Here is a 21,499-nt window from a genome sequence, read left to right as displayed (position 1 = left end):
ACGTACCGCAGAGCAAACATGACAAGGCGGCAAGGAAAGGGTGAAGCGCTATGAAGGGGAATCTCCCGGCGGCGGAAGAACGGACCGGGATGGGAACGACAGCAAGAACGTCCGGACAGGCGGCTTGGAGAAGAATGAGGCAGGACAAACACCTGTATTTGATGCTCCTGCCGGTCATCGGTTTTTATTTGTTGTTCAAATACGCCCCGATGGCCGGAGAAATTATTGCGTTTAAAAACTACAGGTTTGCGGACGGGGTGTTCGGCAGCCAGTGGGTCGGATTCAAACATTTTCAGATGATATTCGCAAGTCCGGACTTTTGGCGAATTTTACGAAACACGCTTGTGCTGAACTTGTACAGCCTCGTATTCGGCTTTCCCGTACCGATTGTGCTCGCGCTTCTATTAAATGAAGTTCGTCTCAACTGGTACAAGCGCGTCGTGCAAAATATGCTCTACATCCCCCACTTCATGTCGTGGGCGGTGCTTGGAAGCATCGTGGTGGCGGCGTTATCGCCGAGTACGGGGATCGTCAATCTGATCTTGAAGAAAATAACCGGGGAAACGATTTATTTCATGGCCGATTCGTTCTGGTGGCCGATCGCTTATACGATATCCGGCATTTGGCGGGAAGCGGGATGGGGGACGATATTGTACCTGGCGGCCATGGCTTCGATCGATCCCCAGCTTTACGAAGCGGCCAAAATCGACGGCGCCGCCAAGCTGAGGCAAATTTGGCACATCACGCTGCCCGGCATCCGGGGCACGATCGCCATTCTGCTTATTTTGAGAATGGGGCAAATGATGGATGTCGGACTTGAGCAAACGCTCGTCCTGCAAAATAATTCCGTGCTCGACGTAGCCGACGTCATCAGTACGTACGTGTACCGGGTCGGCTTGCAAAATATGAGCTACAGCTATACGACGGCGATCGGATTGTTTCAGTCGGTAATCGGACTCATTCTGGTTATCGGCGTCAATCGCCTAATCCGGGTTACCGGGGAACGGGGGTTGTGGTAAGAGATGAACCAGACCCATGCGACATCCGGGACTTCGGCGCACCACGGCAGGAGGACGGGGCGGACAGCAAGTTATCGAATCGCTTCAGTAAGCGCTTACTTATTTCTTGGTTTTGTTTCGCTGCTCACGCTATTTCCGTTCTGGTACGAGATTGCGGCATCGCTCAGCAGCAGCCGGGCCATTACGTCCGGGGAAGTGTTCCTGTGGCCGGTCGAATTCAATGTGGTCGCCTACAAGCGTCTGATCGAAGACGGGCAATTATTCGTGGCGATGCGCAATACCGTGGTCGTAACGATTGTTGGGACCGTGCTGAACATGGCGATGACGATTCTCGCGGCGTATCCGCTGTCCAGACGCAGACTGTTCGGCCGCAGCGCGCTGCTTGTATTCATTACGGTTACGATGCTGTTCGTCGCGGGAATCATCCCGAACTTTATATTGATCAAATCGCTTGGGCTGATGAATTCGTATTGGGCGGTTTGGCTGCCCGGACTGATCAGCACGTACAACATGTTCGTCATGAAGACGTTTATGGAAGGGCTGCCGGAGGAGATCGAGGAATCCGCCGCGATAGACGGGGCGGGCGATTGGCGAATTTTGCTGCAAATTTTCATGCCGTTGTGCAAGCCGATTTTGGCGGCGTTATCGCTCTTTTACGCCGTCGGCTGGTGGAACAGCTACTTCAATGTGCTTCTTTACATTACGAAGTCGACCAAGTTGACCATTATGGTCAAGCTGTATCAGATGGTCAATAAGGTGGACGACAATCTGCTGAACAATATAAGCGGAAACGAAGCGGCGGAGCACATCATGCTCACGCCGGAGGCGATCAAGGCGGCTGCCGTCGTCATTGCCGTCGCGCCGATTCTATGTGTATATCCGTTCCTTCAGCGGCATTTCGTCAAAGGCGTGCTGATCGGTTCCGTTAAAGGCTGAGGCCGCGTATCGCAGGGCGACCGAATACAGATTTATGGATGAGATAAGGGGATGAACCAATGAACAAGAGAAGACAGACGGGGACAGCGGCGATCGCCGCCACGATTGCAATGACGATGCTTGCCGCATGCGGCACGGCCAAATCCGGTTCGGAGCAGCCGAGCGGCACGCCCGGAACCTCCACCGCAGGAAACGGGGGACCGAAGAAGGAGATCAGCGTCTCGATGTTCGATCGCGGAACGGTGCCGACGGAGGAAGGAACCTACGAGAACAACCGCTGGACGAAGTGGATCAACGAGCACGCGCCGGTAAATGTGAAGTGGGTACCGGTTGCGCGAAATCAGGCGCAGCCGAAGCTGAACGCCTTGATCGCTTCCGGGGAAGCGCCGGACTTGATCTGGGAATACGACCGGAACTACATCAGCCAGCTTGCCAACCAAGGCGCCATTCAACCGATCGGCGATTATATCGAGAAATACAGCACGACGTACAAGGCTTATTTGGATAAGCATCCCGAACTCAAGTCTTATTTGAACTTCGGCGGGAAAGTGTACGCCGTGTCGTTTGCGCGGGAAACGGTCGCCAACCACGGCATGTGGATTCGTCAGGATTGGCTTGATAAGCTGGGACTGAAAACGCCGACCACGGTGGAGGAATTGATCGAAGTGGCCCGCAAGTTCAAGGACGGGGACCCGGACGGCAACGGCAAGGCGGATACGGTGCCGATCGCCTTGAGCGCCAATGCAAGCAGCATTTACCGCGCATTGTATTTTACCAACGAAGGCCAGTGGTATGTGGAGGGCGGCAAGCTTCAATACGGCAGACTTCTCGACCGATACGGAGATTCGCTTGCTTTCCAGAAGCAGCTGTTCGACGAAGGGCTGATCGACAAGGAGTATATTACGGATACGAATTTCCAACGCTCCACACAGCTGCTCACGACCGGAAAGGCCGGCATCTACTTCGGGGGCTGGGATATGGAGGCGCTCAACGGCAATCTGGTCAAAAACGAGTCGAATGCCAAAATGGTGCCGCTGGAATCGGTCAGCACGAAGTATGGCAAAAACGGTTTGTACCAGGAGGCGCCGCCGAGCATTTTTACCGCGTTCAACAGCAAAATGAAGGAAGATCAGATCAAAGCGGCGATTCAGTTTATCGATTGGATGCTGAAGGACGGTTGGGAAACGCTCAAATACGGGGAAGAAAATGTTCACTACAAGATGGTGGACGGCGTCCAACAAAAAATCGACGCGGACAAAAACAAAAAAGAGCTCGCTTACGCGTTCGAATACCCGATCGTGATGGATTCGGTACTGAAGCCGGAGCTGTTCCCGGCCATGGCGGCAAAGGATGAGATTTCGCAAAATTACGCCAAGCTGAAAGGAAAATCCCTGGAGCTGGCGCTGAAAAACAAATACCGCAGAGATATTCCGTTTAATCCCGATTTTCCGGAGCTCACCCAGTTGATCGCGACGTTTAATCCGATCGCCCAGCAGATCGAAGCGAAAGTCGTAACCGGCGGCAAGGCGATGACGCCCGAAGACGGGATGGCCGAGCTGCGCAAAGAATGGAAGCGTCTCGGCGGCGACAATGTGGAGAAGCTGGCTCAGGAGTGGTACGAGAAAAATAAAAGCGGCATGAAATAAACCGTACAAAATCGGTAACCGACGGGAACTTGTCCGTGCGATTGATTCGGAACAAGTTCCCGGGACGGTTCGACAAATGAGGCGTGATGATGATATGGAGTTCAAGCGCGGGAGAAAATTCGTTCATTTGGGGTGAGAAGGATGTTCAAAAGTAGGCGCTCGAAAGCAGCCGCTCGCATCTTGGGTTTGTCCTTGACGGTATTATTGTTCCATAGTTTTGTTATGCCTTTTGTACCCGGCTGGAAGGAGTATGCGCCGTTTCTCGCCGTGGAAGCCGCGGGTAATCCGGCTTCCGTTCCGGGGGCCGTGCAGTTGAATCCGCTCGAAGATACATATGTAAATGGCGGATATGCCGCAGGGAACAATTACGGTTCCTCGAATGTGCTCCTTGTGAAAAATTACGATGCGGACAGCAACTTGAACCGGCAAGCCTATATGAAATACGACTTGAGTTCGTTTACCGGAGAAATCGGTTCGGCCAAACTCAAAGTGTACGCCGTCGATAACGAGAATTCGACGATCGGCGTACAGGTGTACGGCATGGAGGACGATTCCTGGAAAGAAGCCACGGCGACTTGGAACACCAAACCGTCCGCTGATCATTATATCGCAACGATCGATGTCGGCAAAACGCCGGGCTGGTATGAAATCGATGTGACCGCATTCGTGAAGCGGCAGAAGGCGCTGGACGGGAAAGCCGGATTCGCCTTTATCGAGCAAGCGGCCAAAGGCCATGCGGTGTCGATCAACAGCAAGGAACACACGGAAAACCGGCCGTATTTGGAGCTGTCCGGCGAGCGGGTAAATGGAAGCGCTCCCAGTTGGCCGGACGTTGGCTTCGTTAGCGTCTCTAGCGTCAACGATACCCATTTGCAATTGAACTGGTCTGCCGCTACGGACGCTGCCAACATAACCGGCTACAAGGTTTATCGGAACGGCAGCGTAATCGCGGCTGTGGACGGAACGACGACCGCGTACACGGTGCCGGGGCTTGCGCCTGACCGAAAATATACGTTCAAGATCGAGGCAGGGAACGCCCTGAACGCATGGAGCGGCGACGGGCCGTATGTGACGGAGACAACGCCGGGCCTGGGCAAAACTGTCTTGCCGCCTGGCGAAGATACGTATGTGAATGGCGGAAGCAATGCCAATAATAATTACGGCGCTTCGACTGTTCTGCTTGTCAAAAATTACGATGCGGACGCCAACTTGAACCGTCAAACGTTCATGAAGTACGATTTGCGGTCGGTTTCCGGGGAAATCGGAACGGCCAAGCTGAACATATACGCCGCCGACACCGAAAACTCGACGATCGGCGTGCAGGCGTACGGCATGGAGGACGATTCCTGGAAGGAGCTTGCGCTCACCTGGAACAACAAACCCGATATCGATCATTACTTCGGCTCTGTTAGTGTAGGCAAAACCGCGGGCTGGTACGAATTCGACGTGACCTCCTTCGTGAAACGGCAAGCTTCGCTGGATGGAACAGCCAGCTTCGCTCTCGTGGAGCAGGCGGCCAAAGGCCACGCCGTTACTGTCAATAGCAGGGAGAATGCGGTTAATCGCCCTTTCCTGGAGCTGTCCGCAGGCAGGACGAATGCGGCTGCTCCGAGCTGGCAGGGGGGAGGGGGACTCGATATTTCGAATGCAACCGAAACCGGCTTGCAATTGAATTGGTCGCCTGCAGCGGACCCTGCTGGAGTGACCGGCTACACGATTTATAAGAACGGAACCGCGCTTGCCACGGTTGGCGCATCGGCAACGTCCTACGCGGTGACAGGGCTGAAGGCCGGTCAGCACGTTACGTTCAAGATCGAGGCCGGGAATGCGCTGAATCAATGGAGCACGGACGGCCCGTATGCCTCTATAACAATGCCGACGACCCAATTAATCCAGCTTCGTCCCGGCAATGTCTTTGCGGATGGAGAGCCGATCCGGTTCAAGGTCGCTACGACTAGGCCGGACGTCAAGTGGGCCGTTTACGATTACGATGGGGCGCTCGTATCGGAAGGCGTCGCTCTGTCAGTTCAGAATGAAGCCGTGTGGACGGTTCCTTTTACCGGTTACGGATATTTCACGCTGCAAGCCAAAGTCGAAATGACCGGAAGCGACCCCGTTCTGTTCAAAACGCCGCTAGCGGTACTGCCACCGGAAAGTACGGCGGGAAGCGAATCTTCGCCGTTCGGCATGGCGACGCATCTCCATCGGGTTCCGACTGCGGCGACTGCCGATGTCATCCGGATGATGAAAGCGGCCGGCGTGTCCATGGTTCGGGACGGCATCGAATGGAACGGTATCGAGAAGCAGAAGGGCGTCTATACCTTTGAGACATGGCGTGATAGATACATGACGACGCTGAAGGATAGCCGTTTCGATTTCACGCTGATGACCGGATTCAACAACCCGTTTTACGATAACAACAGCACCCCCTATACGGACGAAGGCCGAGAAGGGTTTGCGAATTACGTAAAAGCGTATACGGATTACTTCGAAGACCAACTGTACGCCGCCGAAGTGTTCAATGAATTTGAAGGCGGTTTTGGAGACAGGGGTACCGGTCCGGCCGATTCGAAGCCGGAATATTACTTTCCGCTGCTGAAAAAGACGTATGAAACGGTCAAAGCCGCTCACCCGGATCTGCCGGTCGTCGGGATGGTGTCCGGGGTCGATCTGACCTGGATGGAGAAAGTGTTTCAACTCGGGGGCATGCACTATTTGGATGCGGTTTCGATCCATCCTTACGTATACCCGGGAGCGCCGGAAGGACTGGAAAGCAAAATCCGAAGCGTGCAGGATTTGATGCGAACATACAACAACGGGCAGCTGAAGCCGTTATGGATCAGCGAGTTCGGCTGGCCGACGGAGCTGGACAATCGCGGTGTGGATGAGAAGACGCAGGCCAACTATCTTATTCGCGGGTATGTCGTTTCGATCGCCAGCGGGGTCGAAAAAGTGATGTGGTACGATTTTATGAACGACGGTGTTCAGATCGATTACAATGAAGACAATTTCGGCGTCATCCGCCACCCGAACGATAAACTGGGCGCTTATACGCCCAAACCGGCCTATACGGCTTTGGCTGCGATGACAAGGGCGCTTGCCGGCGCGCAGTTTGCAGGCCGAGAATCGACGGAGCCGGACATCCGGAGTTATATATTCGATAAAGGCGAAGCGCAGGTCCGGGTGCTTTGGTCCCCAGGAGTTACGATTCCGGCTGTCATTCGCGCCGCGAATCCGATCCGAATCACCGACATGATGGGCAATTCGCATACGTACTCTCCGTATAACGGCAGCGTGTATGTGACTTTAAGCGATGAACCTTATTTCGTTGAAGGGGAAGTCTCTGCTATCGAAAAAGATTCGACGTTTGCCCTGAATGGGGAGGCGACGCAGGTCGGCGGAACGGCGGAGTTCGTTTTGAAAACGGACAATACGACGTCCGCGGCATTCGATCTGAGTTTGAGCGTGGAAGGACAGTCGTATCCGATCGTAACGCCAAGCGGGCAGCAGACGGTGCAATCGATCCGGGTGCCGAGCGGAAACGAGCCCGGTATCCGCCTTGTAACGGGCGTTTTGACAAAAGGCGGCGAACGGATCGGTCTGCTCCGAAGCTCGGCTTCCGCCCTTCGCTCTTATGCCGTCCGGGTACGTCCCGTCATTACCGATCCGGGTACGCTCGACAAATCGCTGTTGGTAACGATTAAAAACGAATCCAAATCGAAGCCGTTACATGTAAAAAAAGTGGAGTGGCGATTCGGAACGCAAACGGGAACAAAGGAACAGCCGATTTCCATTCCGGCGGATTCGGGCGCAACGGTCGATTTTCCGCTTGCGGGCTTTGGCCTCGGCGCAAGCAGCGCGATCAAGGTGACGGTTTACTTTGACGAGTTCGATCCGTTTACGTATGAAGGCACGGCTGAATTTAATCCCGTCAAGTCAAGGACGGTACAGGTGGATGGAACGCTCGATCCGGAAACGTCCGCCGCCCCGCCCACGATCGACGTGTCCAAAGGCACGGTCAAAATGACCGGCTATCAGGGAGCGAACGATTTAAGCGGCAGCATTTGGCTTCATTTCGATTCAAGTCATCTGTACGTCACCGCACAAATCAAAGACGACACGATGTACGCGCCGTTTACGGGAGCGGATATTTGGAAGAACGACAGCATTCAGTTCGCCATCGCAAGCGGCTTGCCGGGGGAAAGCCAATATTGGTACGAATACGGCGTTTCGCAAACGCCGGACGGGCCGCAAATTTACCGTTGGATCACCCCTCCGGGCGCGGAAAAAGGTGCGGTGACGAATGGGCGGCTGAAGCTGTCGAGAGACGAAGATCAGAAGTACACCGTTTATGAATTGTCGCTCCCTTGGTCGGAATTGACTCCCGTCAAGGCGAGCAAAAACGAGGTGTTCAGCTTCTCGATGCTCGTCAACGACAATGACGGCGCCGGCCGGAAAGGGTATATCGAGTGGGGCGGAGGGATCGGAGACGGCAAGCAAACGTCCAAATTCCGCACCATTCAATGGATGGCCGTCTCCGACACACCTCCGACAACGGTCGCCCTCTTGGAAGGAACGGAGCGCAGCGGCTGGTACGTCACTCCGGTAAAAGTCACACTAAACGCCACGGACGATGGCTCCGTTACCGAGACTGTCTACAGTATGGACGGCGGTACGGCATGGCATGGCTACACGTCGCCGCTCTCCTTCGAAGCGGATGGAAAGTACCGGGTGGATTACCGCTCGACGGATGATGCCGGTAACGTGGAAGCGCCGCAATTTATCGATATTCGCATCGATAAAACCTCTCCGGTTACGAAGGCGGCCGTTTCCCCCGCTGAGCCGGACGGATGGAATGGCCATTACGTGCACCCGGTGACGGTAACACTGACAGCGGAAGATGCTTGGTCAGGCGTGGAAAAAACCGAAATCAGCCTCGATAACGGGGGCTCCTGGCAGCCTTATTCGGCTCCGATCGTCTTCGATCGAGACGGGGAACACCGGTTGATGTACCGTTCGCTTGACCGGGCGGGCAATACGGAAACGGCGCAAGCGGCTATGTTCCGTATCGATACGACGGTGCCTGCGGCCACGATTGCTTATAGTTTGACGACGCCGACCAGTCAACCGGTCGTCGCTACTCTTACGCCAAACGAACCGGTTACGATTACGAACAACGGAGGGTCCGGCAGCTATACGTTTACGACGAACGGCACCTTTACGTTCGAGTTTGTCGATGCCGCCGGAAACCGGGGAACGGCGACGGCTGTCGTGACCAACATCGCGTCCAATAGCAATGGAATACCGGGCAAGCCCGTACTCTCCGACGATAACGGCCACGATACGGGGATACTGGACGGCAGCTACAAGGTAACAATGAACATGTGGTGGGGGAACAACGGCACAAGCTACCATTTGTATGAGAACGATAAGCTGATCGACACGCAGACGCTGGCGGATCATTCGCCGGGAGCCCAGTCTACGGTTACATCCGTTACGTATAAGCCGAACGGAACATACCGGTATGTAGCGGAGCTCACCAACGCATTCGGCACGACGCGAAGCGATACATGGACCGTGTCCGTTACGCAGGCGACTCCCGCCAAACCGGTCCTTTCCCACGATAATTGGGACGGGGACGGCAATTATCAAGTCGCCATGAATTTATGGTGGGGCACGAACGGAACGGAGTACCGGCTTTATGAAAACGGGGTGCTCATCGATACGCAAGCGCTAATAGGGAGAACGCCGCAGGCGCAGTCGGCAGTGACGACGATTCGCGGCAAGCCGGCCGGCCTCTACGAGTATCGCTGCGAGCTTCTAAACGGTTCCGGAGCAACATCCAGTGAAACGATAGCCGTTAGAGTTGCGCGCTGACCGGTTGTCAAAAGTCCGAGGCTGCTTCTTCTCAGGGAGAGCAGCCTCTTTGGCTATTCGGCTCGGTTCGCATCTTACCGGACGGATGAACGTTCTGGGGATAAGTACGCCCGTCACGCGCACGCGAAATTCGTAACGATCCATATGGCATCCCTCCACAACATTTCATAGTAAAAATAGTATACTATCATATGGGAAAAGAGGGATCAATGGCCAAATGGCCCAGGGAGGGATTAACTTGCTTGTATCCCAGTTCGATAGCAAAAATTTGAGCAAGCGGGATGTCGACCTGATACTCTTTCAAAATATGGACGATGATCACGCCTTCGGCGATTGCATATTCGTTTTCGGCAGCAAAAGGAGCATGAGGTACCGGTTCCCGAAAGCGATTGAGCTTTACCGGGAGAAGCGGGCGCCCATCATCCTGTTTTCCGGTGGCGTCCAATGGGAAGGCCAACCCGATGTCGAGGCGGGCATGATGAAGACGGAGGCCGTGAAGCTCGGCATCCCGGAAGCGGATATTTTGGTCGAGGCCACATCCAGGCATACCCTGGAGAATGTCGTCTTTTCCACGGCGGTGCTGGATCACCACATCGGCTTGGAACATATCCGGCGTATATTAATTGTAACGACCGCCTACCATATGAGACGCTGCTTTCTAACCTTGAAAACGTATATGCCCGCCTCTATCGAATATTCGTTTTGCGCGGTGAACGACCAGGATACGAGACGGGATAACTGGTTTTTGAATGAAACGGGTCGGATCAGGGCCACGGAAGAGTGCGGGAAGCTGATCGACTACGTAAAGAAAGGCCAACTGACCGATTACGATGTGGTTCCATGATCGATGGATAGTGGCGGATGGAGGTGAGGGGAGTCGGACGATAACGGTTTGAAGCCGAGGCGGCCTTCCGGTAAAATAAGGGAAACGAAGGGAGAGTGCGGGTTTGATCAAAGTCGTATTGATTCGCCATGGCCAGAGCGTATGGAATGTAGAGAACCGGTTTACAGGCTGGACCGATGTCGATTTGTCCGCAGACGGGCTGGAGGAAGCGCGGCGGGCCGGAGCCGTGCTGAAGAAACGCGGCTACGTGTTCGACGCGGCGTATACGTCGGTGCTGAAGCGGGCGATCGGGACGCTGTGGATCGTGCTGCGCGAAATGGATCTGATGTGGATTCCCGAGCACAAGAGCTGGATGCTGAACGAGCGGCATTACGGGGCTCTGCAAGGGCTCAACAAGGCGGAGACGGCGGTCCGGTACGGAGAGGAACAGGTCCGCTTGTGGCGCAGATCGGTGCACATTCGCCCCCCGGCTCTCGACAGGACCGACGACCGTTACGAGGCGTCGGATCCGCGCTACCGCACCTTGCAGCCGGGAGAATACCCGCTGGCGGAAAATCTCGAGGATACGGAGCGCCGGGTGCTGACCTACTGGCAAGGGGAGATCGCGCAGGCTCTGTCGTCCGGCAAGCGGATCATTGTTGCCGCACACGGCAACACGCTGCGCGCGCTGGTCAAGCACCTCGATCAAATTCCCGGGGACGGCATCGCCGACTTGAACATCCCGACCGGCGTGCCGCTCGTCTACGAGCTGGACGACCAATTGGTTCCGATCCGGCATTATTATTTGGGCGAGGATGGCGAAATACCGGACGGAACGTTTCCGGCGCATACTGGCTGAGCGCCGATTTGGGCGGGCGGCAAAGCCCGGCTATCCGGAGACGCCGCAGATGGTCATGGACATCCGGGCTTTGTCTCGTTGACCCTCGCCCGAACAACAATGCCTCCTTAAAACCAAACGCCGGACCGCTCCAAGAGGAGGCGACCCGGCGTTCTTTCTTCGGATCAATCCGGACTTCTACAGCAGGTGCTGGATCAGCAAATCCTTCTGCAGAAGTCAAGGGGAATGTCATAAATTCGGCAAAGAGATCGTACCAAAATCGCTTGCGGAAGCGGGCAAACCACGGCATAATGAGTTCAAGTCAATTTATAGAGAGAGGTGCTGGCGACTGCCATGAAATCGATAACGGTTCAAGATTTGGTCAATCGCTTCCATCTGGAATTACTGGCGGGGCAGAACGGGCTCGACCGCACGATCAGCAAACCCCGCGTCCATCGTCCGGGTCTCGAGTTTGTCGGCTATTTCGATTTTTTCCCGCAGCAGCGGGTACAGGTGCTCGGCCGCAAAGAAATTACGTATTTGCATAAGCAAACCGAAGAGGAGCGGGATAGCCGGATCGGCCATGTCGTCCAGTATCATCCGCCGTGCTTCGTCGTTACGTGGAACCAGGAGATCGAAGGGCTCCGCTATTTGATCACCCATTGCGAGAAAGAAGGCATACCGCTGCTCCGTACGCCGGATTCGACGACGAAATGGATCGGAATGGCCGACGCCTTTCTGACCAAATCGCTCGCTCCGGAAATTCAGGTGCACGGCGTATGCGTCAACGTCGCCGGAATCGGCATCCTGCTGCGCGGCAAATCCGGCGTCGGCAAAAGCGAGACGGCGCTGACGCTGATCCGCCGCGGCCACCGCCTTGTCGCCGACGACGCGGTCGTGCTCAAAAAAATAAGTCCGGAAACGATACTCGGCACGCACGACGGGAATACGAAAGAGTTCCTAGCCCTGCGGAGCGTCGGGCTGATCAATGTGGCCCGCATTTACGGCCGGGGGGCGTTTCAGGACGAGACGCGCATCGTGCTCGATATTGAGCTGACCCAGTGGAAGGAGCATGAGCTGTACAACGAATTGGACGTGGAGCCGAAATATACGACCTATATGGATGTAAAAATTCCCCACATTCAAATTTCGCTCCAGCCCGGGCGCGATGTCGCCGGACTGGTCGAAGCAGCGGCGAACAACTGGTATTTGCGGCTGCAGGGGTACAGTGCGGCAGAGGAGTTCATGCAGCGGATCGAGGCTTCCGCCCAGCAGAAACAGAAGCCATAAGGTACGGCATAATAATAGTCCGTCTTTCTTCGGTTGAATCGGAGGAAGGCGGGCTTTTTGAGGTTTTTTGGACATTTTTGCACGATTTCAAGCATATTTGCTAAACTTTTTGCGTTTTTTAGTTTACACTAGTACATATATGCGCAATAAGGAGGATGGCTCATGCTGGCGGCGGAAAGGAAAATGCGTATTGTCGAGTATGTCAAGCATAATCGTGTCGCCTCGGTCTCGTTGCTGGCCGGGGAATTTCAGGTTCATGAGGCGACGATTCGCCGGGATTTGGCCGAGATCGAGCAGGAAGGGCTGCTCAAGCGAACCCATGGCGGTGTGATCGTCGATCAAGGGGCCAACAGCGAGCCGCCGTTCTCGGAACGGGCGCACGAGCAGCTTGAACAGAAGCGGCGAATCGGCAAGCAAGCAGCCGATATGGTCGAGGATGGCGACCATATCATTCTCGATTCGGGGACGACGACGCTGCATATCGCCCGGCATCTCGTTGACCGGTCGCGGATTACGGTCGTCACGAACGATATGAACATCGCGGCCGAGCTGCGGGATTCCAAGGGCATTTCCGTCATCGTGACCGGAGGGGCGCTGTATCACTCCAGCTATATGCTCAACGGCATGTTTACCGACCGGGTACTGTCCACGCTGCATGTGCAGAAGGCGTTCATCGGCACGCCGGCGATCCACCCGAAGCACGGGCTTACGCATCCGGAGGCTCAGCTCGTCCCGACGAAGCAGGGGATGATCGGCGCCGCGCAGGAAATCATCGTCGTAGCTGACGATACGAAGATCGGCAAGGCTTCGCTGCATGCGGTTGCTCCTATTCAGGCGGTGCATACGTTCATAACGGGCGAAGAAGCGAGCCCGGCGCAGCTCAAGCTGTTCCGCGAGGCCGGCGTGAAAGTGATGACCGCTTGACCGTGCGTTCCGGCCAGGGGAGAAAAAACGTTCGACGACGAAGAGCAGTCTCCCCGGCCGCAATGCACTTTTACAATATATTCACATCCGTCTTACTCGGCGAAAACATGCGGCGCGTATTCTACAATCGGGGCATCACGACATCAAAATCTTCCCTCTCAAACGGAAGCTCTTTTTGCTTTCTTTCTTTTAAGCAAAGTATTTCACGAAGGGAACTTGGCCCGGTTCGTTGAAAGAATAAAGGAGTAGGCGGGAGAGGGGAAATCGGATATGAAAGGCAGAAACATGCAAGTGGAGCAGGCGGATTCGACGGTGGAGTTTCGTATCGACCGCGACTGCGATTGGCTGGTGCTGCGATTCGACTACAGCACTCGGATGAGCTGGGCGGAGCTGCGCCTGAAGGACCCGGAAGGGACGCTGCGCTATACCTATATGGACGTGCATGCCCGACGCGCGGCGGTACTGCATAAGCAGCCGGCTTCTACCGGCTATGCGGGCGTGCCAGGTCGGATCGGCGCCGGCGTCTGGACGCTCGAGCTGATCCGCTTCCAGCCGGGACAGACGTTCTCGTTCGCAGTGGAATTCGGAGACGGGGAATTGCCGGAAGGCGCACCCGAGCCGGCCCTCTTCAACGTCTCGTGGACGGACGGGAGCGAACGCTCCGCGCAAGGGCTTGCCGCGCTTCACCTGTACGACTGGGAACGCTGCGCGGACGAGCGCCGCCGGTGGTACCGCGGCGACCTGCATGCGCACACGTTATGGTCGGACGGCCTGATGACGCCGGAGCAGATGCGGGATCAGGCAATAGCCCGGGGTCTGGACTTCTACTCGCCTACCGACCACAATATGCTCCATTCCTCCTGGCCTGCTGGAGGGCCGCTCGTTATACCGGGCATGGAGTTCACCTCGTTCGAGAAAGGGGATTGGAACGCGCTCGGCTTGACGGCTTGGCTCGATTGTTGGGGCGGCGCCGACGGCGGGATGCGCACCGCAGAAGGGCAGCGGCGGCTGAAACGGGAAGCCCGGGAGTTGGGAGCGCTGCGCTCGATCAACCATCCGACGCACGGCAAGTGGGCGTGGCAGACCACGGAGACGCTGCTGGAGCAGCTTGATGCGATCGAGATCTGGAACGGCCCGCACGAAAACAAAGCGTCGCTCGCTCTATGGTCCGCCCTGTGGAACGACGGATGGCGCGTTCCGGGCATCGGCGGGTCGGACACGCACGATTTGCCGGACCGCGCCGGTCTGGACGAAAGCTTGCCGCCCCGCCTGCTCGGCGATCCGGGAACGTGGGTATATGCCGACAGGCTGTCCGCCCGGGCCGTTCTGGATGCCGTCCGCTCCGGAAGCGTCTATGTCTCGCGCGGACCCGAGCTGGATATCGTCATTGCCGGCGGGGAGAACGGCTTCACGTTCGGAGCGGATTTGACCGAACGGATCGAACCGGCGGAAGGTTCGGAAAGTGCGCTTATCCCGTGCACGCTAACGGTGTCGGGAGCGGCAGGCCAGAACCTGTATGTCATCGAGAACGGAGCGGAAGTGTCGGTTTTGACCGTCGAGCAGGAGCAGCAGCGGTTCGAGCTTGCCTTCCGCTGGCATCGGCGGCATTACGGCTGGCGGCGGTTCGAGCTGCGCCATGCCGACGGCACCTTGTCCGCCGTCACCAATCCGCTGTTCAGCGGAGCCAAGCAGCCGACTCTAACGACCTGGGGAGAGCTGCTCGAGCAGGCCGGATTTGCGCTGCCTTTTCCATAAGTAGCGGCCGGTAACGCCCATACAGTCGACAAAACCTCCATTGCCGCCATAATAAACGGCGGTCATGGAGGTTTTTTGTGATGAGTGTCGGGGCTGGCGCATCCCGCCGTTCGTCTGCTGAGGCCGGTTCGTCAACTGCCGAAACGCTTGCGGTACTCCTTTGGGCTCATGCCCATCGACGCCTTGAAGACGCGGCCGAAATGCGACAAGCTTTCGAAGCCGACGCTTTCCGCCACCTCGGTTACGTTCGGTCCGCGCGTCAGCAGCAGCCTTTGCGCTTCCTTCAGCCGGACGAGATTGACGTATTCCACGAAGGAGAAGCCCGTCACCTTATTGAAAATGCGGCTCAAATAGTGCGGATTGATATGGAACAAGCCGGACAACAGGGTGAGCGATAGGTCGTCGGCGTAATGGTCGTTAATATAGGCGGCCACGGCGGAAATGCGCTCGAACATCGGATTGTCCGGCTCGCTGCGCACCGCGCCGTCCGCCTGCTCGCGGGCGCAGCGACCGGCGTACAGCAGCAGCTCCGTGAGCGCTACCTTCAGGTACACCGGCGATTCGGGCGTCTGCAGCTTGCTTTCGGCCAGCAGCTTGTCGAGCAGCCCTTCCACGACCGCCTGCTGCTTGAGGTTTAGTCGAATAACCGGATGGGCGAAGACGGACCGCGGATTCCAGTCGCAGTCGACGGTCATCGCGTCGAGAAAGCCGTCGCGATAATGGAGCAGTATCCGCTCGTGGGTATCCGTAATATGCTGCGTCTTGTGCAGCACATGCTTGTCGATGAGCACCAGATCGCCGGGTCGGATGCGGTAAGTACGGTCCTTAATAAAGTAAAACCGTTCGCCCGAGCGCATGTAATACAATTCGTACGCATCGTGGTAATGATGGAGCGGCATCGTGAATGGAGTGATCCGGTGGGCACGGTGAATGGAAAAACCGCTGGGCACCGGATTCAACCGCTCGCTGGACGCTTCGTTCATCGGCCAGCCGCCTCCTGTTCTCGTATATGGGCATAATATGTTCACGAATAGGATCATTTAGTAGATGAACGTATAAAAATTATACGTAATTTTACTTATGATCATATCAGAGAATCCCATTGAGGTACAGATGGGGGAGCGAATGGCCCTGCTTCTTATCCCTTATCCCGCTTTGCCGGATGCCGCCGCGGCCCTTTTGGTCTTGAAGCCTTTGTCGGGCGTCCGGAGCAGATTCGTGCCGAGAACCCCGGCGATAATAAGCACGGCCCCGATGAAATGGTAGTATTCCAGTTGTTCCTTCAACAGAACGACTCCGGCTACGATCGTAATCAGCGTGGAGACGTTGTTGAATGCGCTCACCTTGTACGCCTCCAGCCTGGACAGCGAATAGTTGGACAGGAACGAGGACACGAGAGACGCGACGATGCCGAGATACAAAATCGACATAATGAACAACGGGCTGGCAAACGGCAGGAAGTACGCGGACAGCGTATGCGCCGAGGCGTGCTGGACGACGGAGATGGCGTTGAACGTCACGAAGCCGATCAGCGACATCATGAACGTCATGTCCGCGACCCGGAAGCGCTGGCTCATCTTGCGCGCCAGCACGCCGTATCCGGCGAGCGCCAGCGCGCTTACGGCTATCAGTGCCATGCCGAGCGTAGAATTTCCTTCGAAGCGTGCGCCCGACATGACGAACATGAAGATGACTCCGGCCATGGACAACACGACGGACAGCTTCTGCCACAAGCCCGGGCGTTCCCCCAGCGCGAAGTAAGCGATAATCGTCGTCAGCGCCGGAGCGGTCGCCTGCACGATGCCCGCTTCCGAGGACGTGGTATAGGAAAGCCCGAACATCTGAAAGCTGAAGAACAGCGCAGGGTAAAACAAAGCAAGCGGCAGTACGGCCAGCACATCCCGAAGCCGAATGGCCAGCCGCATCCAGCCGAAGGCGACGGCCAGCAGCGCGGCGGCAAGCGAGATCGTGAAGCGGTGGGCCAAAATATCCATAGGAGCCGCGACCGTCAGCGCATATTTGATGAACAAAAACGAAAAACCGATAATGCCGGCGTATACGAGCAAGGCCGTGTAGGCCGTACGATTGCTGGTTGGCGCCATGGGTATCGCCTCCTTGTCGGATAAGTTTTAACAAGCTACAGTTCTATCGTACACGGCAAAGCATTGTGCTACAATACAAAAAAGAGGTATCTGTATCGATACAGAAATCGGGGCGAGCGGGTGACAAGATGCACAAATATATGCGGCTGTTGAACGAATTGGAACGACAAATCCGGGAAGGAACCTACAAGGAAGGGGACAAGCTTCCGTCCGTGAGAGAGCTTGCGGTCCGGTACGGGTGCAATGTCGGCACAGTCGTGAGGGCGCTGAACGAGCTGGAAAAGCAGCACGAGGTATACGCCGTAGCGAAGAGCGGCTATTATGTGGTAAAGCAGGAGGCCGGGGGAGAGACAGCCAAGCCGGAACAGCTCGATTTTATCGCGTCCGCTCCCGATCCGGATATGTTTCCGTACCTGGATTTTCGCCATTGCATCAACAAGGCGATCGACACGTACCGGAACGAGCTGTTCGTATACGGAACGGCTAAAGGTTTGCCCTCGCTGATGCCGGCCGTCCGCAAGCATTTGACCGACCATCAGGTATTCGTCCCGGAAAGCCGGATCTTTATTACGTCCGGGGTTCAGCAGGCGCTGTCGGTGCTGGCTTCGATTCCGTTTCCGAACGGCAAGCGGACGATTCTGATCGAGCAGCCGGGCTACCACCTGTTCGTCGAACAGTTGGAGACGCTCGGCCTTCCCGCCGTCGGCATCCGCCGCACCGCCGCAGGGATCGACACGGACGAGTTGGAGAGGCTGTTCCGCACGGGCGACATCAAGTTTTTTTATACGATGTCGCGTTTCCACAGCCCGCTCGGCAGCTCGTACAGCGAGGCGCAGAAGAAGAAGATCGCCCGGCTGGCCGCCCGGTACGACGTCTATATCGTCGAGGACGATTACTTGGCCGATCTGGAGACGAACGCCAAGTCCGACCCGATCTATGCGTACGACGAAGACGCCAAAGTCATTTATTTGAAAAGCTACTCGAAGATTATTTTCCCCGGTCTGCGCATCGGCGTCGCCGTCCTTCCGGAGCCGCTGGCCGGGCCGTTCGCGCGGCACAAGAAGCTGGTCGACATCGACAGCTCGATGCTGTCGCAGGCGGCGCTGGAGATCTATTTGAAAAGCGGCATGTTCGAGCGCCACCGGGATAAAATCCGCGCGCTGTGCGATAAGCGGGCGCGGCTGCTCGCTTCGGCCGTTTCCCGGTATGCCGCGACAGGGGAAATGGCTTTCCGCTTTCCGGCACCCGAGCCGCCGGCGATCCATACGCATCTGGTGCTCGATCCGCGTATTGCGGTCGGACCGCTTGCGTCGCGTTTGAAAAAACGCGGCATCCTTGTAGAGCCGATCGACAAGCATTACATGACCGGCTTTCCGCGCGAGCGGATCTTGAAGCTGAACGCGTCCAATGTGAAGGAGAGCGATATCGACCGGGGGGTCGGCGCGATTATGGAGGAGATCGAGAGAGGGCTGCGGCTGTAGAAAAGGGGAAGGGGGAAGCGCAGCTTCATCCTCATTCGCGGCTGCGCTGGTACCGGTAAGTGAGGAAGAAGCCGAGACAGGCGAGCAAGCCGGAGGCTGCCGCGACTTTGTACATGACCGGGAAGCCCCACGTCTCGAACACCCAGCCTCCGATCAGCCCGCTCGCCAAGCCGGCCAGACACGACCAGACGATATTGTACAAAGCTTGTCCGGTGGCGCGGAAATCGTCCGGAATCAGCTGCTGGATGTAGCGCAGCGCGGTGACGAGGAAAATGCCGAACGTGACGCTGTGCATCAGCTGGAGCGGGATGAACCAGAGCGGATCGGACACGATGCTGACCAGGAAGAAGCGCACCGCATAGAAAAACGACGCGATCATAAGCAGCGGCAGCTCCTTGTAGCGGTGCCCGTTCTTGCTCAGCCAGACGAACATCGGAATCTCGCTCAGCGCGGAAGCCGTCCAGGCCCAGCCGACAATCGTATCGCTGGCGCCCAGCTCGCGCATCGACAAAGCAAGAAAGCCGTCGTTCGTCCGGTGGGCGAACGACATCGTGAAGATAAGCGCCAGAAACAAGAGCAGGCTGGGCTGCTTAAGAACGCTCCAAAACTCGGACACCCGCACTTGTTTGGCGGACGACCCGCCGCGGACCCGATCCTTGAGGAAAAAAGCGAGCAGCAGCGACAGCGAGATCGTCCCGATCGCGAACAGCAGCGTGCGGTTCACCCCGACGATATGCAGTACGGTGCCGAATACGACGGAAGAGAAGGCGAAGCCGAGCGATCCCCATACGCGGAAGCTGGCGAAGCTTCTCTTGCTGCGGCGGATGGACAGAAGCGTCAAGCTGTCGTTCAGGGCGTTGATCGGCGTGTGAAAGAAGTTGTAAACGGTCATGGCCACGTACAGCCAGGCGATCGCGTCGATCTGCGTCAGGACGATCGTCGTCAGCAGCTGTCCGAAGAGCATGACGAGCAGCACCTTGCGGATCGTCCGCAGTCTGTCGCTGGCATAGCCCCAGAACAGATTGGCGGCGATGCCGATCAGCGGGCCGATCGAGTAGATCGCACCGATCTGCAAGGTCGAGTAGCCTTTGTCGCTGAAATAAAGCGGGAAAAACGAGACGGTCAACGCCATGGTCATATAGAAGACGAACGAAAACGATCGCATGACCGCCGCTTCCTTCGCCGTCGTCTCGACAGGGGCGCGCTCCCCTTCGGCCGGCGCGGCTGCGGAGGGTTCGCCAGCAGCGGGTCCGGGCGCTCCATCGCCGGTTTGCCCGCGCAGAGCGGCGCCTCCGTCGGCGGTATCCGGAGCGGAACGTCCCTTGAGTTCGGTAGTCATGGTTCCCCTCCTTTGGTTAAAGTGCCGTTTCGGCTCTACGCCCGACGCCGGACGAAGAGGAACGAATGGCATAGACGACCACGGCCAGCTCGGCGGCGATGCCGAGCGACTGCGCGAGAGCGCCGATGACCCCGTTCCAGCCCGGAGCGGTCGCGATGCAGACGATCAGCGCTGAGAGTGTAACCACTACGTTGGCCGCCTGCGAGTACATCATCACCTTCGTCTGGCCGCGAAGCATAATCATCCCGTTGAAGAAGTCCAGCCATGGAAACAGCAGCGTCATAAACATGAATACGCGAAGTGTGTGCAGGCTTGCGGCCATCAGCCGCTCGCTTACGCCCATGACGTGCTCCATGAACCATGGCCCGACCGGCGTGTATCCGAGCACACCGAGCAGAATCGTTGGAATGAACGCGCATGTCATGACGAACCGGATAGCTAGCGCCGCGTCTTTGCGGTAAAAATTAAGCACGATCTGGTGAATATACGAGAAGAAGCTTTGTACGAGCTGGGTGAGGCTGGCTGCAATCGCGAACGAGGCGATCGCGAGCTTGATATCGGTCGTCTTGCCGAGCATGGCGTTGATTGCGGGACCGATGATGACGGCAATGAGCGAGGAGAACAGGAGCGGGCGGTAAAACTGCAAAATTTGCCCCGTTTTCTCGATTCCGTGCCCTTCCTTCTTCACCGGCAGCGAACGGGCAAGCTTGCTGCCCTCCCAGTAGCTCAGTACGGCTTCGATCGCCATGCCGACGAGGAAGATGATCGCCCCGACCCGGCCACTGGTGACGCCGGTCGTATGAATGAAAATAAGCGAGACGACATACATCGCGGCGAGGCGGAACGCCATCCCGATCGTCAGCCATTTCGTGCGCATATGGCTGATAATGATGCCGTGATACAGGCAGCGGATGCCGGAGAAAATGCTGACGAACATCAGGACGCGGTAAACGTCGACGATCGCCTCCATCATGGAAGTTTCCACGCCGAACAGCTTCAGGAACAAGATTCGGCCGAAGGCGGTGTACGAAATCAGGAGCCCCGCGGCGAACATGCCGATTAATAGACAAACCGCCACTTTGCTCATCGCCCTGAACGAGGTCCGGTCGCGTACGAGCGCGGAACATGTCTGGCGAAGCAAGATGGCGGGTTTCTCGATAATGCCCAGCATACTGAGACCGATCGCGTAGCTGGCGATAATGACTTCGGGGTCGGACGAGCGCGCTAGCGTGCTGTTGATGATAACGTGAGAAATCGTGACAAGACTGGCGGATACGCCCAATGGTATGAAAAAAGCAAAAAGCTGCCCCATGGTCAGCCGTTGATGCTCTGGATTCGTCATATCGATTCTCTCCAAGGTCTCCCGTGTTTCGGGCGGTGTCGGCATCTGCGCGGAATTGTAAAGACTTCATGAATTGTAAAGACTTTATGAATAGTATAGAACGGTTTGCCCTCCCCGCATAGCAGAA

Annotated in this window: 13 protein-coding genes and 2 pseudogenes; 11 read left to right on the top strand and 4 right to left on the bottom strand. The window is 56.7% G+C overall.

The genetic code is table 11. From position 1 onward, the window contains the following. The first annotated feature begins 50 nt into the window (after nucleotides 1-50). The 10 genes and pseudogenes from ABD796_RS03495 to ABD796_RS03455 all read left to right on the top strand — a co-directional run bounded on the left by ABD796_RS03495 (nucleotide 51) and on the right by ABD796_RS03455 (nucleotide 15,108). Complete coding sequence (locus ABD796_RS03495) at nucleotides 51-1,019, top strand: ABC transporter permease (RefSeq protein ID WP_344902884.1); 969 nt, start codon at nucleotides 51-53, stop codon at nucleotides 1,017-1,019. 3 nt (nucleotides 1,020-1,022) lie between these two features. After that, entirely contained in the window at nucleotides 1,023-1,955 is a 933-nt protein-coding gene (locus tag ABD796_RS03490; RefSeq protein WP_344902881.1) for a carbohydrate ABC transporter permease, read from the top strand. Between the two features lie 59 nt (nucleotides 1,956-2,014). Next, nucleotides 2,015-3,601 carry an extracellular solute-binding protein gene (locus tag ABD796_RS03485; protein ID WP_344902878.1) on the top strand — a complete coding sequence of 529 codons (1,587 nt, stop codon included), beginning with the start codon at nucleotides 2,015-2,017 and terminating at the stop codon, nucleotides 3,599-3,601. Between the two features lie 141 nt (nucleotides 3,602-3,742). Then, a pseudogene (locus ABD796_RS03480) lies at nucleotides 3,743-8,659 on the top strand (CBM96 family carbohydrate-binding protein); the annotation flags it as partial. 240 nt (nucleotides 8,660-8,899) lie between these two features. Then, nucleotides 8,900-9,478 (top strand): annotated as a pseudogene (locus ABD796_RS35595) (chitinase N-terminal domain-containing protein); the annotation flags it as partial. Nucleotides 9,479-9,716: 238 nt separating this feature from the next. Further along, on the top strand, nucleotides 9,717-10,322 hold the full coding sequence (locus ABD796_RS03475; RefSeq protein ID WP_344902871.1) for a YdcF family protein: 606 nt from the start codon (nucleotides 9,717-9,719) through the stop codon (nucleotides 10,320-10,322). 103 nt (nucleotides 10,323-10,425) lie between these two features. Next, on the top strand, nucleotides 10,426-11,160 hold the full coding sequence (gene gpmA, locus ABD796_RS03470; protein WP_344902868.1) for a 2,3-diphosphoglycerate-dependent phosphoglycerate mutase: 735 nt from the start codon (nucleotides 10,426-10,428) through the stop codon (nucleotides 11,158-11,160). Between the two features lie 333 nt (nucleotides 11,161-11,493). Further along, the gene (hprK, locus tag ABD796_RS03465) at nucleotides 11,494-12,429 is read left to right on the top strand and encodes an HPr(Ser) kinase/phosphatase (RefSeq protein ID WP_344902865.1); all 936 of its coding nucleotides are present in this window, start codon (nucleotides 11,494-11,496) and stop codon (nucleotides 12,427-12,429) included. A gap of 162 nt (nucleotides 12,430-12,591) precedes the next feature. Beyond that, entirely contained in the window at nucleotides 12,592-13,353 is a 762-nt protein-coding gene (locus tag ABD796_RS03460; protein ID WP_344902862.1) for a DeoR/GlpR family DNA-binding transcription regulator, read from the top strand. A 270-nt stretch (nucleotides 13,354-13,623) separates the two neighbouring features. Further along, complete coding sequence (locus ABD796_RS03455; RefSeq protein WP_344902859.1) at nucleotides 13,624-15,108, top strand: CehA/McbA family metallohydrolase; 1,485 nt, start codon at nucleotides 13,624-13,626, stop codon at nucleotides 15,106-15,108. Nucleotides 15,109-15,239: 131 nt separating this feature from the next. On the opposite strand, the gene ABD796_RS03450 is transcribed toward ABD796_RS03455, so the two are convergent. Both ABD796_RS03450 and ABD796_RS03445 read right to left on the bottom strand, forming a co-directional pair. Further along, nucleotides 15,240-16,091: a helix-turn-helix domain-containing protein gene (locus ABD796_RS03450; RefSeq protein ID WP_344902856.1), complete on the bottom strand. Its 852-nt coding sequence runs from the start codon at nucleotides 16,089-16,091 to the stop codon at nucleotides 15,240-15,242. A 162-nt stretch (nucleotides 16,092-16,253) separates the two neighbouring features. Beyond that, the gene (locus ABD796_RS03445) at nucleotides 16,254-17,210 is read right to left on the bottom strand and encodes a DMT family transporter (protein ID WP_344902852.1); all 957 of its coding nucleotides are present in this window, start codon (nucleotides 17,208-17,210) and stop codon (nucleotides 16,254-16,256) included. Between the two features lie 128 nt (nucleotides 17,211-17,338). Between ABD796_RS03445 and ABD796_RS03440 the strand changes: the two genes are divergently transcribed. Continuing rightward, entirely contained in the window at nucleotides 17,339-18,691 is a 1,353-nt protein-coding gene (locus ABD796_RS03440) for an aminotransferase-like domain-containing protein (RefSeq protein WP_344902849.1), read from the top strand. Nucleotides 18,692-18,722: 31 nt separating this feature from the next. Here the strand turns inward: ABD796_RS03440 and ABD796_RS03435 are convergent, their stop codons facing one another. Further along, complete coding sequence (locus ABD796_RS03435; RefSeq protein ID WP_344902846.1) at nucleotides 18,723-20,030, bottom strand: MFS transporter; 1,308 nt, start codon at nucleotides 20,028-20,030, stop codon at nucleotides 18,723-18,725. Between the two features lie 16 nt (nucleotides 20,031-20,046). Next, nucleotides 20,047-21,372: an MATE family efflux transporter gene (locus ABD796_RS03430; protein WP_344902843.1), complete on the bottom strand. Its 1,326-nt coding sequence runs from the start codon at nucleotides 21,370-21,372 to the stop codon at nucleotides 20,047-20,049. Nucleotides 21,373-21,499: the final 127 nt, after the last annotated feature.

It is taken from the genome of Paenibacillus hodogayensis (assembly GCF_039536325.1).
GTDB classification, from domain to species: Bacteria; Bacillota; Bacilli; order Paenibacillales; family NBRC-103111; genus Paenibacillus_AB; species Paenibacillus_AB hodogayensis.
This window is presented reverse-complemented; position numbering and strand designations above follow the sequence as displayed.